General features: G+C 46.2%; 17 protein-coding genes and 1 pseudogene. 16 read left to right on the plus strand and 2 right to left on the minus strand.

Translation table 11 applies throughout. The features are described 5' to 3' along the window. Positions 1–95: 95 nt before the first annotated feature. The 3 genes from ACZ5N7_RS15945 to ACZ5N7_RS15955 all read left to right on the plus strand — a co-directional run bounded on the left by ACZ5N7_RS15945 (position 96) and on the right by ACZ5N7_RS15955 (position 2414). Complete coding sequence (locus ACZ5N7_RS15945) at positions 96–1178, plus strand: ATP-binding protein (RefSeq protein WP_464655534.1); 1083 nt, start codon at positions 96–98, stop codon at positions 1176–1178. Positions 1179–1360: 182 nt separating this feature from the next. Continuing rightward, positions 1361–1984, plus strand: a complete 624-nt coding sequence (locus ACZ5N7_RS15950) for a nucleotidyltransferase domain-containing protein (RefSeq protein WP_464655535.1) — start codon at positions 1361–1363, stop codon at positions 1982–1984. A 145-nt stretch (positions 1985–2129) separates the two neighbouring features. Beyond that, positions 2130–2414, plus strand: coding sequence for a hypothetical protein (locus ACZ5N7_RS15955; RefSeq protein WP_464655536.1), 285 nt, complete (start codon positions 2130–2132; stop codon positions 2412–2414). A gap of 153 nt (positions 2415–2567) precedes the next feature. On the opposite strand, the pseudogene ACZ5N7_RS15960 reads toward ACZ5N7_RS15955, so the two are convergent. Further along, positions 2568–3011: pseudogene (locus tag ACZ5N7_RS15960) on the minus strand (IS110 family transposase); the annotation flags it as partial. Between the two features lie 295 nt (positions 3012–3306). Here ACZ5N7_RS15960 and ACZ5N7_RS15965 point away from each other — a divergent pair. The 6 genes from ACZ5N7_RS15965 (at position 3307) to ACZ5N7_RS15990 (ending at position 7582) form a co-directional block, all read left to right on the plus strand. Then, the gene (locus ACZ5N7_RS15965; protein WP_464659311.1) at positions 3307–3633 is read left to right on the plus strand and encodes an ArsR/SmtB family transcription factor; all 327 of its coding nucleotides are present in this window, start codon (positions 3307–3309) and stop codon (positions 3631–3633) included. Continuing rightward, a complete protein-coding gene (locus ACZ5N7_RS15970; protein WP_464655538.1) occupies positions 3633–4034 on the plus strand; it encodes an SRPBCC family protein in 402 nt (133 codons plus the stop codon). Before ACZ5N7_RS15965 ends, ACZ5N7_RS15970 begins: the two co-directional genes overlap by 1 nt. Before the next feature lie 109 nt (positions 4035–4143). Then, positions 4144–4608 (plus strand): phage tail protein, encoded by a 465-nt coding sequence (locus tag ACZ5N7_RS15975; RefSeq protein WP_464655540.1) that lies wholly within the window; start codon positions 4144–4146, stop codon positions 4606–4608. 669 nt (positions 4609–5277) lie between these two features. Next, entirely contained in the window at positions 5278–5730 is a 453-nt protein-coding gene (locus ACZ5N7_RS15980; RefSeq protein WP_464655541.1) for a MarR family winged helix-turn-helix transcriptional regulator, read from the plus strand. 293 nt (positions 5731–6023) lie between these two features. Beyond that, positions 6024–6974, plus strand: a complete 951-nt coding sequence (locus ACZ5N7_RS15985) for a ring-cleaving dioxygenase (protein ID WP_464655542.1) — start codon at positions 6024–6026, stop codon at positions 6972–6974. Next, positions 6971–7582, plus strand: coding sequence for an alpha/beta hydrolase (locus ACZ5N7_RS15990; protein WP_464655544.1), 612 nt, complete (start codon positions 6971–6973; stop codon positions 7580–7582). The genes ACZ5N7_RS15985 and ACZ5N7_RS15990 overlap by 4 nt, the downstream gene beginning before the upstream one ends. A 154-nt stretch (positions 7583–7736) precedes the next feature. Here the strand turns inward: ACZ5N7_RS15990 and ACZ5N7_RS15995 are convergent, their stop codons facing one another. Further along, positions 7737–8078 (minus strand): DUF2512 family protein, encoded by a 342-nt coding sequence (locus ACZ5N7_RS15995; RefSeq protein WP_464655546.1) that lies wholly within the window; start codon positions 8076–8078, stop codon positions 7737–7739. 469 nt (positions 8079–8547) lie between these two features. Here ACZ5N7_RS15995 and ACZ5N7_RS16000 point away from each other — a divergent pair, with 469 nt between their 5' ends. From ACZ5N7_RS16000 to ACZ5N7_RS16030, 7 genes are all read left to right on the plus strand, one after another. Further along, positions 8548–8751, plus strand: coding sequence for a hypothetical protein (locus ACZ5N7_RS16000; RefSeq protein WP_464655548.1), 204 nt, complete (start codon positions 8548–8550; stop codon positions 8749–8751). Positions 8752–9093: 342 nt separating this feature from the next. Continuing rightward, complete coding sequence (locus ACZ5N7_RS16005; protein ID WP_464655550.1) at positions 9094–9429, plus strand: LiaF transmembrane domain-containing protein; 336 nt, start codon at positions 9094–9096, stop codon at positions 9427–9429. Further along, entirely contained in the window at positions 9426–10100 is a 675-nt protein-coding gene (locus ACZ5N7_RS16010) for a PspA/IM30 family protein (protein WP_464655552.1), read from the plus strand. The genes ACZ5N7_RS16005 and ACZ5N7_RS16010 overlap by 4 nt, the downstream gene beginning before the upstream one ends. After that, positions 10097–10534, plus strand: coding sequence for a PspC domain-containing protein (locus tag ACZ5N7_RS16015; protein ID WP_464655554.1), 438 nt, complete (start codon positions 10097–10099; stop codon positions 10532–10534). Before ACZ5N7_RS16010 ends, ACZ5N7_RS16015 begins: the two co-directional genes overlap by 4 nt. A 1-nt stretch (position 10535) precedes the next feature. Further along, positions 10536–11249, plus strand: coding sequence for a PspA/IM30 family protein (locus tag ACZ5N7_RS16020; protein WP_464655555.1), 714 nt, complete (start codon positions 10536–10538; stop codon positions 11247–11249). 235 nt (positions 11250–11484) lie between these two features. Then, positions 11485–12648, plus strand: coding sequence for an MFS transporter (locus ACZ5N7_RS16025; protein WP_464655557.1), 1164 nt, complete (start codon positions 11485–11487; stop codon positions 12646–12648). A gap of 473 nt (positions 12649–13121) precedes the next feature. Continuing rightward, positions 13122–14339: a YeeE/YedE family protein gene (locus ACZ5N7_RS16030; RefSeq protein WP_464655559.1), complete on the plus strand. Its 1218-nt coding sequence runs from the start codon at positions 13122–13124 to the stop codon at positions 14337–14339. Positions 14340–14418 lie beyond the last annotated feature (79 nt).

Consider the following 14418-nt stretch of genomic DNA (forward strand, 5'->3'; position numbering starts at 1 on the left):
TCCAATACTACAAACTGTAAATTGGTGTTACAATGTCTTAATGATTAATCAATTTATTAAGATGCTTAATGTAACTGCTTTAAGCGGAGGATCGGATGCTAACCCTATCACATTTGAATGATCAACATCTTTTTGTTCGTGTATTTGAAATATCCCCCATTGGAATGGCATTGTTATCTTTTGATGGGAGTTATAAGGTTAATCCATCTCTATGCAAAATGTTAGGATATACCGAAAGTGAATTATTAAATCTTAGTGTTCCATCTGTCACCCATCCTGAAGATTTAGAAGCTGATCTGGAGTTATGGAATAAATTGGCACAAGGTGAAATAGATGGTTATCAAATAGAGAAAAGGTATATACATAAATCTGGGGACATTATATGGGGGCTTTTAAATGTCACAGTAGAACGAGATAAACAGGGAAACACTGTGAATGACATATACATATCACAGGTTGTTAATATTACAGATCAAAAAATAAGAGAAGAAAAAGTCAGGGAAACAGAAAAACTTTCGTTGGTTGGAAAATTGGCTGCGGGGATTGCTCATGAAATAAGGAACCCTCTAACCAGTATCCGAGGATTTGTACAGCTTGATCAGAGCGAAGACATCGAGAATAAAAAGAAACTACGTTACGAAGTAATGTTATCGGAGATTGATCGAATCAATGGAATTGTAAGTCAGTTGTTGGAGTTAGCTAAACCTGCAACTGATGAATATGGGTCAAGGAGCCTGATAGATAAATTAAATCACGTTGTAACATTATTGGAAGGGCAGGCACACCTCTGCAATGCTCAAATAATAAAAGAGTTCGATCCCAATTTATCATTAATTCTAATTCGTAGTCAGGGTAATCTTAAACAGGTATTTATCAATGTTTTAAAGAATGCTATTGAATCCATGCCCAAAGGCGGAGAAGTTTTTATCAAAGCCAAGAGGATAGACGATAACGTTTGCATTCGGATCATAGATCAAGGGTGTGGAATACCAAAAGATGAATTAACTAAAATCGGTAACCCGTTCTTCACTTCAAAAGAAAATGGAACAGGACTAGGTTTAATGGTTTCACAGCGGATTATCCAAAACCATAAAGGAACCATGCGGATCGAAAGTGAAGTTGGGAAAGGGACTACCGTTGAGATTTTACTTCCTGTTATGGGGCCGCAGCGAGGTTAATCGGGCGGCCTCATTAAGCTATTGGGCAGTAATGCGGAATTAGAAAAGATTTATTTAATTCTTTCTCTAGATGCACTGTCCATTTTGCACTAAAAATTGGTAAACACATTAACTTAGGGAGTAAGGACAATGGATAAAGTTACTGATGCATTGTTTGAATGTCATAAGAACAATAGGAAACATTGCTAAGCAATATTACTAAAACATTAGAACAAGACTCCCGAGTTGAAACAGTATGGTTACTTGGCTCGTTAGGACGAGGCGAACAAGATTATTTAAGCGATATTGACATTTTTTTGGTGATCTCCGACCCGCATTGGGATGAGATAATTGATTCAAAGCATAATTTTATATCACGAATTTCTTCACCTATCATCATCATGGAAGCACCCCAGAATGCCCCTCTAGGAGGAGCATATTTATCAGTTTGTTACGACAGTTCAACGGGACCGTTGACCGTAGATTGGTATTGGTTGAATCAGTCAGAAGTAAAAATCCCAGAACAAACTAAGATTTTATTTAACCGTAATCCTCTTCCAAAGATGAATGATGTATTTATGTGGGACTATCAACCTATTCCAGAACAAACTCCACTTGAAAAGGCTTATCTAAAAATAAACTCGTTTTGGTGGGGAATCCCACATGCGGCGAAGTATTTGGCACGCTCACCTTGGGAATGGGAAAAGGAATCAAATATGAGAGGTAGCATACAGAGCTTGAAGGATTTGTATAGATACTTTGATACTGAACCCCCACATCTTCATGGAGAGACATTCGATAAAAGCTTAAGTTATTGTATTGGCTAGCTCAGCAAGCTGAGGAATTGGAACCAGCTATCATAGCTCAAGGCGTAGGCGTTCCAAAGGAAACTGCTCCTTCCGTGTACCGCTTTTGGCGGTTGCTATTTTGTACATATTGTTAGCAATGGGTTTACCTTACGGAGATTTTGCAATGGGTGGTAAGTATAAAGTAATGCCAAAACAAATGAGAGTTGCGTGTGCGATTTCAGTATTAATTCAGTTGGTTGCAATCTTGTTTATACTACAAGCGGGGAATGTAATCTCGATAGGTGCTTTAAAAACTATTGCAAAAGGAGTGTGTTACTTTTTTGCTTTTTATTTAATAGTAAATACCATTATGAATGCTTTGTCCAAAAGTAAAAAGGAAAAGCTTGTTATGACACCTTTATCTTTTCTCACAGCAATTTGTTTCTTAATTACTGCGATGAATAGTTAAATAACTTGGTGAATATTCAGCTAAAGGGTACGAAAGCTGAATAAAAATGCACAACGAGGCTGCCAATGATGATCCGATTCGGCAGCCCGTTACGCTCCCTCAGTATGATTTAATTTGCTCGCAAATGCTCGCTTATTCGCAGGATTTCTCCCTAAAGGCGTAATACCCGTTTTTGACCATGTCGGTGATGACAAGGGCGTCCTTGACATCACTTTTTGACGTGGTATTGTCGCGATTCTCTTTATTCTTCTTTACCAAGTGAGGGTTCAGCAAAACCACTTCAAAGGAATGACCTGATAGCCACCACTTGGACTCATTCTGCCAATAATGCCCCGTCGGCTCCATGCCAATCACAGCCTCGGTTAGTTGGTAAGTAGCATGCAGGTTCCGGATCCATTGGAGAAGAGAGCGAAATCCGTCCTCGTCATTTGGAAACAAGAGGGGTTCACTTAGCACAATTCCGCGGAAATTCACGGCTCGCGCCACATGGTTTTCTTGGGCGATGTCGATCCCACAATAAGATGCTGGGCGGTAATTCTTTCAAGCGGTAATTCTTTCAATGAGATGATTTTGTCGCTTCTGGGCTTTAAACTTCATAGTAGAGCGTCCTCCTAGATGATAGGCTTCTAAGGGCTTTTGACCCGTTGTGTAACCCTATCATACTGAGGCGCTCCTTTTTTTTCAAAGCTGCGAAATAACGCTCTACAGGAATTCTAACGGGCAGCATTCAATCAAATTCTTTTTATAAACAATAATTTTCAGTCCACGAAGGGATTTTTAAACTTTGCCTCAGCTCTGCTTGGTCAACTGATCATTTGACACGACACCATTTAGTGTCCTATAATTAAGAAACCATATGGTGTCCATTTATAATATAGAGGAGATGCTGATGATGAACGCAAGCGCACCAACGCATGATGTTTACCATGCTATTGCTGATCCGACCCGTCGCAAGCTCATACGCCTGTTGGCGGACGCGGATGAACTGCCGCTCAACCGACTCACATTACATTTCTCAATGGGTCGCACCGCGGTTGCCAAGCATTTGACGATTTTGAAGGAAGCTGGCCTCGTAACCGATCGCAAAGTCGGCCGGGAAACGCGCAACCGCCTAAACCCCACGCCGTTAAGAGAAATACAGGACTGGCTATCGTACTACGAAAAATTCTGGACAACCAATCTGCAAAAATTGGATTATTTATTAAGGGAGGAACAATAATGAGCAAGAATCTTTCACTGGATTATCAATTTAACAGTTCCATAGAAAAAGTATGGGCCGCCCTCACCGATTCCGATAGGTTGGCCAAGTGGGTCATGGACAACGATTTCAAACCGATCGTCGGCCATCGTTTTCAGTTCCGACAGCAACCGTATGGTGATTGGGACGGCATCATCCATTGCGAAGTGCTGGAAGTGGACGAGCCGCACCGTTTGTCCTACACCTGGGTCAGCGGCGGAGAGAACACTACGATCATCTGGACATTGCAAGAAGATAAAGACGGTACTGTTCATCTGCATCTTGAGCAAACCGGCTTCAGCAAAGATCAAGCGCTCGGTGGTGCAAAATACGGCTGGACGAGCATGTGCGGACAGCTTGAAAAAGTATTGGTCGAATTGTAATACAATTTGATTCAGAAATTCACTGCTTTGTTCACACCAATGGGGCAAGATTGCAACATAATTACAAGCTGACGAGTATTTCAAATAAAGAGATAAAAGAGGGATGGAAATGTCCTATATCGTTGATATTAAGAATGTGTCGACGGTTGGTTTAGAGTCTTCACCTGTAGTAGATGCGCTTGCTGGTTTACGTGCTAATGAAGCCCGTTACTTTATGAACAAATACAAGCATGAATTTACAGTTGCACCAGCTAGCGAAAGCCAGGAGACCATTGATTATGTGAACCGAATTTTGAAAGAAGAACGTGATATTGAGTTTGCGGCCAAACCTTTAGAAACGTCGTGTTTTCAAGTTGAAAATATCAAATGGGCCTTCGTCTTTTATGAGGATGGTCTAGAGGTCAACGTCATGTATACGGTTGATGACCCTAAAAAGAGGGCCGTTGGTTTTAAGCTTTCTGAGGGGATGGAGGTACCAAGGGAGTTAGAAGACAAGTTTAAGTTTGCTAGACAGAAGTCTAAACTAGCTGGAACAATTCGAGGCTCGTTTTTTGTAATTAAAAGAGAATATTAATGTATGCAAAAGCGCAAGCACAGCGGTGGATCCGATCCATCGCTATTTTGTTTGCAACGCCGCGCTGCAATAACTCGCAGTAATGCTCAATAGCTGTATGGTAAAATTTAACATAAGAATATGTAACTGCTTTATATCCCTTGATACTGGTTCCTGTCAGTTTTGTGGCGGGCTTAATTAAGGATAGAAGATATGTTAAAAATAGAACGAAAGATATTTGACACTCAGGCGAAAATAGCACATGAATCGGGAACCGGTATGAATTATAATTGCCTATGTTTCTGTATAAAAGCTCCCTCAGTATGATTTAGTTTTCTCACTCAGACTCATGAATTCGCAGGATTTCACCTTTAATTAAGTGTCAGATAAGAAGGAAACAGAGGATCGAGTAGCTTGGAACAACGGAAAGGGCATGCAGGAAGAAAAGTGAGCAGTGCATTACCTAATTTATTCCATATCGTGCACGTCTCCACGTCGCCCTCAAGTTCAACAATCATATCCATCACTACCAATTTTTACAAATTGCTAACATCAGTAGTTACTTTCAATTTAGAAGGAAAATATTGAGATGTCAAACAACTCCCATGAATCTCCTTGACATAACCATAAAGATAATATATCTTTAATTAAAGACAATCAAATTAAAGATGAGCATAGGAGGTGACTTCAATGACAACCCCAATAAGTGAGGATCAATCGACCTCCCTTAAGCTTTTTGTGGTGCTTTCTAAAGCCTACAAAACGGTCATGGACAGGGCTGTGAAAGATATGAAACAATATGGCTTGTCACCTTCGGAATTTATGATTCTGGAAGTGTTATATACGAAAGGCAAAATTCCTTTGCAGCAAATTGGAGGGAAGATATTGGTTACTAGTGGAAGTATCACTTACAATATTGACAAGCTGGAGAACAAAGGGCTACTCAAACGCGTACCTTGTGAAGAAGACCGTAGGGTAATTTACGCGGAGATTACTGCGGAAGGAATTGAATTGTTTGATCGAATTTTTCCGAAACATGTTACGACGATCGATTTTTTAATGAAGGCTCTCTCTATGGATGAAAAGCAGGCAGCGATTGAAATGCTCAAGAAATTAGGGAAATCGGCGGCAGAAGAAGCTTAGCCATTTAGTTGGCTTTTTGTTGCTAAATATCTTAAATTAAAGAATATCAATTTTAAAATTGATTGGGGCGGCCCAAAAGAAACTGGTTGGTGGATGGAATCCATAGCGATGGACCGGTTTTATGAGGACAGTATTACCGGTTAGATGGAACTGTTTGGTGGAAACCTACTTGCACTGGGACTGATTATTCCTCTAGCAGCTATTCTGCTTACCCTGACTATTCTCGATGCTGCACACTATCAAGGGTTACTGAACGCCCAAAAGGGTTACTAAAAATAAAAGGAGGCATTATTATGTCGAAACAAACGACTGGCATTCATCACATCACAGCTTTTGCGGGGGATCCTCAGGCAAACGTCGATTTTTACGCTGGGGTCCTGGGTCTGCGTTTGGTTAAGAAAACAATCAATTTCGATGCTCCTGATGTCTATCACTTATACTTTGGCAACGAGGCAGGCAGCCCGGGAACAATTATCACGTTCTTTCCATCGCCGGGAGCTCCCAGAGGTCAAATTGGAGGCGGCCAGGTTGGAATTACTTCTTATGCAGTACCGGAAGGTTCACTTGGTTTTTGGGAAAGCCGTCTGGAAAAGCTCGGTGTTTCGGTTGTGAAAGTGAGCCGATTTTCTGAGGAATATCTGCAATTCACGGACAATGAGGGTTTGCGTCTCGAACTCGTTGAACGTAAAGAAGGGCCAACCAGCAATTGGTCGTTCGGTGGAATTTCGGCGGATAAAGCGATTAAAGGCTTTGGGGGCGCCGTGCTGTTCAGCGTGAACCCGAAGAACACGATCGATGCGCTGCAAAATGTATTGGGGTTAAACAAAGTGGGAGAAGATGGTGAGTATGCACGTTTCCAAGCTTCAGGCGACCTCGGGAACATCATTGACGTACCTTTATCCGCCGTAAGTTGGGGAACCGGCGGTGCAGGAACGGTTCATCATATTGCGTGGCGTGCGAAAGATTTTGAGGATCATGAGGAATGGCGAAAAATAGTGACGAATCAGGGCTACAGACCGACCGAAATTATAGACCGCCAGTATTTCAATGCGATTTATTTCCGGGAAGGCGGCGGCATACTCTTTGAGATTGCTACCGATCCTCCAGGCTTTGCGAACGATGAACCTGCGGAAAAGTTAGGTGAGAAATTAATGCTTCCGGAGTGGTATGAGAAGCATCGTTCCCAAATTGAGGCGAACTTATTGCCAATTGAAGTGAGGGAATTGGAGGGGAAGCAAAAATGAAACATATTTTTGAAAAAGGTACCCGCCCTAACGCACCGACCTTAGTTCTCTTCCACGGCACCGGGGGGACCGAGCGCGACCTAATCCCGCTGGCAAAACACATTTCGCCGGAGTCTTCTGTGCTTAGCCTTAGGGGAAATGTATTGGAAAATGGAATGCCGCGTTTTTTCAAACGATTGGCAGAAGGCATCTTCGATGAAGAAGATTTGATCCTGCGTACGAAAGAAGTCCATGATTTTCTGGATCGGGCCGCCGGTGAATACGGCTTTGACCGCAGCAACCTGGTAGCTGCAGGTTACTCCAATGGGGCGAATATCGCGGGAAGCCTTTTATTCCATTATGGGCAAGTATTGAAAGGGGCCATTCTGCATCATCCTATGGTTCCGAGGAGAGGCATTGCCATTCCCGATTTGTGCGGTACGCCAGTCTTCATCGGAGCCGGGTCCAACGATCCGATCTGTTCCGCTGAGGAGACTGAAGAACTTGAGAAGCTTCTTAGCGGGGCGGGTGCTTCTGTTTCGGTGCATTGGGAGCGTTCCGGTCACCAATTGACGGCGACTGAAGCGGATTCGGCCGCAGACTGGTTTCGGAAGCATTTTGTGGAATAAACTCGATTTCGACGGGAGAAAACTGGTAACATCAATTGATCCAACCAGTTTTAGTCGATCAGGAGAATTGACAAGCTCATTTGAAAGAGACCCTCATCCTGTTAATGGGGGCCTTTTTTTTCTCAAGTCGTTAATTTCAAAAGAAACAACCACCCTACCGGCTGTACTTGAAATCACCAGCCAGCATCCGGTGGAAAAACACCTCTACTATACCGAGAAGAACAACGATCGTCATTAGCTCTCCAAGCGACAGGGACCAGTTGGCGGCGCTAGCTACGCTCCACAGAAAAATAAACGACAGCGCTGCGTCAGCCAATGTGGCTACTGTGTTATTGCTCGCACGAAGGATGATTTGGTCGCCGAGCAGAAAAGCGATGGCGCAAAGAGCGACGGCTGTGAACAAAGCTCCGCCAAATGAAGCCTCCGTGTAAAACATGAGTAGCGGCACGACAACGATTCCGTTCAGAATCAATTTGATAATAAACTTTCTGGTCACGGCGGCTTTCCCTTCCTTTTTTCACAAATGGTTCCTTATCGATCGTTTCTTTTGTAGTATGCAAAGTGGAGCCGGGACTTATACTCGAAGAAAGAAGCAAGACAGGCCTGTTAAATTATTACACTGTAACAAAGAGGCGCAAAAGACCGTCTAGGCTGGAGATCAACACATGCACAGTGGCGGCCTTAATATTTTGCAGGAGAAGGAAGCGGGTTTAAAGTTGTGTAAGCAGATTAACATAAGAAATTACTTATTCTGTTGATATATTGATAACATTAAGTGTGAAACCGGCACGGCTGTTTTGAATGAACTTCGTAAGAATGCGTCATCCGAACGGAGGATTAGATGCCGGACTTCGGCCGGTTGGATATGGCTGGAGGCCGAAGTCCGACTATTGGTTTCAACGGAATAAACTATTATAATGAGATATATATAGTGAGAAGGAACTTGTTGAACGGAGGCTGGATATATGTGCAAAAGGTGCGGTACCAAAGGAGTCAAAGTGCAAAAAGGCGGATTATATGAGCATCAATTCGGGGGCTCGGTTATAGTGACCGCAGTGACGGAGACCACCGTGAAATATACGAATATTAGTGTGCCTGAGCTGGAAAACGGTGAAAATGAAAGCTTGTTGGACATCTTCAACGGCCAGTTTCATTATGTAGCAGGTTAACAGTTGTGGGACTGGACGGGTGGTTCGTAAACAGAGGCGGTTGTTTATTCAGGAATACTGGCAAGTAAAATAGGACAGAGGGGCTGGCGTATCGCCGGTCCTTTTTTCTGGTTAAAAAGCATTACTTGGTAACACTGTGACCTCGCAATCTTATCAACACAGCAGAATGTCTTCTTTATTGCTCACCGCCGGGCGCCTTAAGTCGGACAATCGACTGGACCCGGGTCCAGGTCGAAAAACCACCTTCGGTCTGTTTTGCAAAACGGTTGGAAATTCTATTATGAATCCATAAGGAAAACGTTAACGGCTTAAGCCGAAACTGGAAAGGCGGTGAACAAGCAAATGAAAAAAGGCATCGGTTGGCCCCTCATGTTAATTTTTCTGGGAGTTTTGATTGTGCTGCACCAACTTGGTTTTCATCCGGGCCATTTCATCGGTACCTTGATGAGTTTCTTCTTCCCGGCAGCACTGATCGCTCTTGGAGTGTATGGTATCAAAAGAGGCAGCTTCTTCGCATGGATCATCACGGCGGCGGGCGCAATCATCCTGCTGCATAAGCTCTCCGGACTTTTGATGTTTATCGCAGGGGCTGCGATTATCTGGTACGGAATCACTTTATTGAGAAGAGGCCGAAGAAACAATAAGAATACGATGGACTTAAGGTGGGATCTAAGATGAGCATGTTGAAAAGAGTAAGGGACATTACATTGGCGAGCCTGAACGACAGGCTCGAGCGCTGTGAGGATCCGGTCAAGGCGATCGACCAATATTTATACGACCTGGCGGAGCAAATCCGCCAGTCGGAGAGCTTGCGGCGTCAGTGTGCAAGCCATGCGGAATCGATGCTTCGCGAATACAGCGAAGCCGGGCAGTTGAAGCTGAGGCGCGAGCAGCAAGCGGTCCTCGCCCTGAAAGCGGGCGAGGAGGAGCTGGCGAAGCTCGCGCTGCAGGAGAAGCTGCAGGCGGAGGAGAGAGAGGAGCGCTATAAAGCGCTCTACGACGACAGCGCCGCCAGCTTGAGCGACGTGCAGGAGCGGCTCGAGCAGCTGCAGGCCGACTACCGCGAGGTGGCGGGCAAGCGCAGTTACTACGCCGCGAGGCTGGAGTCGGCGAGGCTGCAGAAGCGCGCGAGCGAGCAGGCCGGAGCGGGACGAGGCGGTTTGTCCGGTGCGTTCGACCGACTGGAGGAGCGCGTGTCGTATATGGAAGCGGAGGGCCGTTCGCTGCGTGAGGTGCGCAGTATGACCGCCGAAGCGGTTTACGGGGCGGGCAGCCTGCTGAGCCAGACGCTGGAAGCGGAGCTCGAGAAGCTGCGCAAAAAGCTGGAAGGAGATAATAAATCGAAATGAACAAACTGTATAGATCGACGAGTGATGCGAAAATAATGGGTTTATGCGGCGGCTTGGCCGAGAAATGGCATATGGATGCCACCCTGCTGCGGCTGTTTGTTGCAGGAACGGCTTTCTTCTCAGGCGGCACCGTGATCCCTCTTTATTTTATCGCCGCCATCATTATTCCTAAAGAGCCAAGCCTGAATTATTCCTATGGCCCAGCGGCTGGAGAGCCTTACGGCCCTCAGTTCGGGTACCCCGGCAGCGGCTTTGGGGATTGCAAGAACGACTGGAACCGGCAAGGAGGAGCCGCACCTGATAATGGTAATGGAGCTGCCAAAACGGACCTGGACAGTATGATGAAAGACCTGGAAACGAAGGCAATGAAAAAACAACTCGAAGAGCTGCGCGTCAAGCTGGCCCAATACGAGAATAAAAAAGGAGACGAATAAAATGGGAGTATTTACAAGAATCAAAGATATGACTAAAGCATCGGTCAACGAAGTGCTTGATAGAGTGGAAGATCCGGTCCTTATGCTGAACCAGTACCTTCGCGATATGGAGGAGGAGATCGCTCAAGCGGAAGTCGCCGTAGCACAGCATATGGCCAGTGAACGCATGCTGAAGCAGCGTGCGGAGGAGTCGGCCCGCATTTCCGCGCAGAAAGAGGCTGCCGCTACCCAGGCTCTGCAGAGCAACCAGGAAGGAGCTGCAAGACAGGCACTGGAGGATAAGCTTTATCACGACCAAAAAGCTTCCGAATATACCGCACTGCGCTCTCAGGCTGTACAGCAATCCCAGGAGCTGATCGGACAGCTGCATGAAATGAAGGATGAATTCTATAAGCTTCGCAGCAAGCGCAATGAGCTGATCTCCCGGGCGCAGCTGGCCAGAACAAAGAAACAAATGGCCCAGGTGACAAGCTCTCCGGTCATTGAAGCAGGCCATGCCGCCCGGGGCTTCCACCGGATGGAAGAAAAAATCGTCCGCATGGAAACGGAAGCGGAGGTCGCCCGCAGACCTTATGTGTATGGCGGCCAGACAGGAGCTGTAAATTACGCTCCTGTGGATCCGGCGAAGCAGCAAAAGATTGACGAGCAGCTTGAGCTCTTGAAGCAAAGAGTGGGCGGCCAGAACGCACAGGCGGGAGAAGCCAGCGTGAGATAGTGAGGACCCTCCCGCCATTACACTGATATAATACAAAAGCTATAGAGCGGAAGTTTCCGCATCTATAGCTTTTGTTGATTCTGGAACCTGGAAAAAAACCACTTTTCTCTATATAAAAGTGGCTAAATTCCATGTTCCTATTAAGCTTCCTCTCATATAATTAGGCTATTACACCCCATTTGAATGGCCGAAGAAGTTCTAAAGAGAAAAACCTCGAATTACGGGAGGCACCTGGATGATACGTGTATCAGCTTTTATTTGTATGATGTTTTCCACGTTTCCCATAGTCGGCTTTTTTCTGCCGGCGTATTTACAAAGCAAGGGCCTAGAGCCAACGTTAATTGGCATAGTAATGGCGTGCGGCGCGATGATCTCCATTATCGCGCAGCCATTCTGGGGTTTTGTCAGCGATAAAAGAAAGACCGTCAGGAATGTGTTGATTCTCCTTATTTGTAGCAACTTTTTTGTCATCTCAGGATTTTTCTTAATGCAAACTTTCATATCCATCGTAATTTTCTTTACACTTTTTATGTTTTTCAATAGCGCCACTGGAGCGCTGACAGAGACGCTAGTCATCTCTTACGCTCATGAGAACAATCTCGAGTATGGCAGGATCCGTCTGTGGGGCGAGGTAGGCGTAGGCTTGTCAGCACTGCTGCTTGGCATTCTTATTGAGCGTCTGGGTTTGGGTTATATACGGTGGATTTACTTCATCTTGCTTGGCATATCGCTGCTAATAGTTCTAACAATTAAGGATTCTCTGGCAACGCCGGTGCCGGTCAATTTCAAAGCACTTGGTAAGCTGTTCATGCAGCCGAAGCTCTTATGGTTTCTGACGCTTGTCATGATGGTAAGCATCCCTCATAGAATGAACGACATCCTGCTCGCGTTATACCTCTCCAAGCTGGGAGCTCCTGAATCCAAGCTTGGTATGGCTTGGGTTGTCGCAACATTCAGCACTGTACCCGCTTTGCTATTAGTCGGAAGGGTGATGAAACGGTGGAATGAGATGGTAATTTTCGTTATCGCCGCGCTGGCCTACTCGATCCGGTGGGCTATCTACGGCTTGACGGACGACCCGATGGTTCTTATCGCGGCGCAGGCGCTTCATAGCGTCACGTTCCCATTGTTCCTTGTTGCGGCAATTCAGCATCTGGCCATCATCGTGCCGGGAGAATTACGGGCCAGTGGACAAGCAGCCTTTGCCGTCACGTTCGGTGGTCTTGGAGGAGTGCTTGGAAGTACGGGAGGAGGGTACGCGTTCCAACAGTTCGGTGCTCAAGTTTCGTATGGTATCGGCAGCGGACTCGCCCTCCTCGCAGCAGCGGCAACATTGATTACGTATCTGGTGAATCGACGCGCGGAGAACACAATAAAAATGGTCGGTTTAGGAAACTGACACGCCGGGTTTAACCCGTTAACCGTTAGAGGAGCATCATGAGCGATGCTTGAATTTAGGGTGGTACCGCGAACACATTCGTCCCTGACGAGTGCGTTTTTTTTTCTTATAAAAAAAGCGGAGGGGCAGCCGATATGCGTCAAGATAAATTGTTGATACCTACTTTACGGGACCCCCGTCGGAGGCGGAAGCGGTCAGCCATCAATTGCTGCTGCGCGCTGGTTTTATCCGCCAGGTTGCAGCGGGGGTGTACACTTATTGGGTATCGGGAAGACAGCTCGCAGTAGATCTAACCAGGGAATGAGTAGGGGGTGTCAAAGGCGGAAGCGGCCACTTTTGAAGTCGTATTTTCAGTCCAAGGGAAATGAAACCGGATTTAATTTTGACATTTTCGTAAAATTTTACTATAGGGTTCAAATCCGATTGGATTAGTGGTATTATGTTGGATACGATAACAAAGGAGGATAAAATAAATGAGCACAACAGAAGCAAAACTTTTTAATCCCGGCTCGTCTGTTTTGAGAGAAAAACCGAGCGTGAATCGCCGAATCACGTTCATTACACTGGCGTTATTCATACTCGGATTCTTCTTTCTAGGCAGCGCCGTTTCTTATAAGCAAGCTTCCTTATATTTGATTGCGGGTGTGCTGGGTTTGACCTTATATCACGCACACTACGGTTTCACGAGCTCTTTCCGCAGCTTCCTTGAATCCGGACGCGGCGTGGGTATCCGCGCTCAAATGGTTCTGTTTTTAATGGCCAACATTCTGTTCCTGCCGGTGCTGACGGGAGCCTTCGGAACACAGGCTGCGGGATCTGTATCGCCTGTCGGCTTGTCGGTTCTGGTCGGCGCCTTCATCTTCGGGATCGGGATGCAGTTAGGGGACGGGTGTGCATCCGGCACACTTTACCATATCGGCGGAGGCGACTCCCGGGGCATTCTGACCTTGATCGGATTTATTGCGGGGTCTGTCATAGGCAGCGCACATTACACTTGGTGGATGGCTGCTCCAAATATCGGCAAGGTGTCGTTCATTCAGACGTTCGGCGCTTTTGGCGGGTTCCTGTTTAATCTCGTGCTGCTGGCACTGGTTTTTGCCGTCACCTATTACATTGAGAAGCGCCGCCACGGAAAGGTCGAATCGCTCCGTCCGGACCGCAAGAGCGGCTGGAAGGCGATTTACAAAGGGCCTTGGTCCTGGATTGCAGGAAGCGTGGTTCTGGCGGTGGGCAATGCGGTCGTTCTGCTTGTTTCCGGCAAGCCTTGGGGCGTGACCTCCGCGTTTGCTTTGTGGGGAGCTAAAATATCCCAAGCACTGGGCATCCAAGTGACGGATTGGGGTTACTGGCAGATGAAAGCAAACGCCGCGGCGCTGAACAAAAGCGTGTTGACCGACATTACCTCGGTGATGGACATTGGAGTCATGCTTGGCGCACTGCTGGCGCTGGGGCTCAGCGGAAAGCCGAACCGGTTCCTTCGGAATATGCCTGTGCGCATGATTATAGGGTTGCTGGTCGGCGGAGTCATGATGGGGTACGGCGCGCGCATCGCGTTTGGCTGCAACATCGGCGCTTATTTTGCGGGCATCGCTTCCTTCAGTCTTCATGGTTGGGAGTGGATGGTAGGCGCTATGCTGGGAAGCGTGATTGGAGTGAAGCTTCGCCCTGTGTGCGCTTGGCCTCAAAAATAACCGTCAGCGCTAGCACTCCCTGTTCGAACAAATATTTTATAAATAAAGGTTTCCAATACTTGACAACTGCTTATATTAA

This window comes from Paenibacillus sp. JCM 18996, assembly GCF_055392555.1.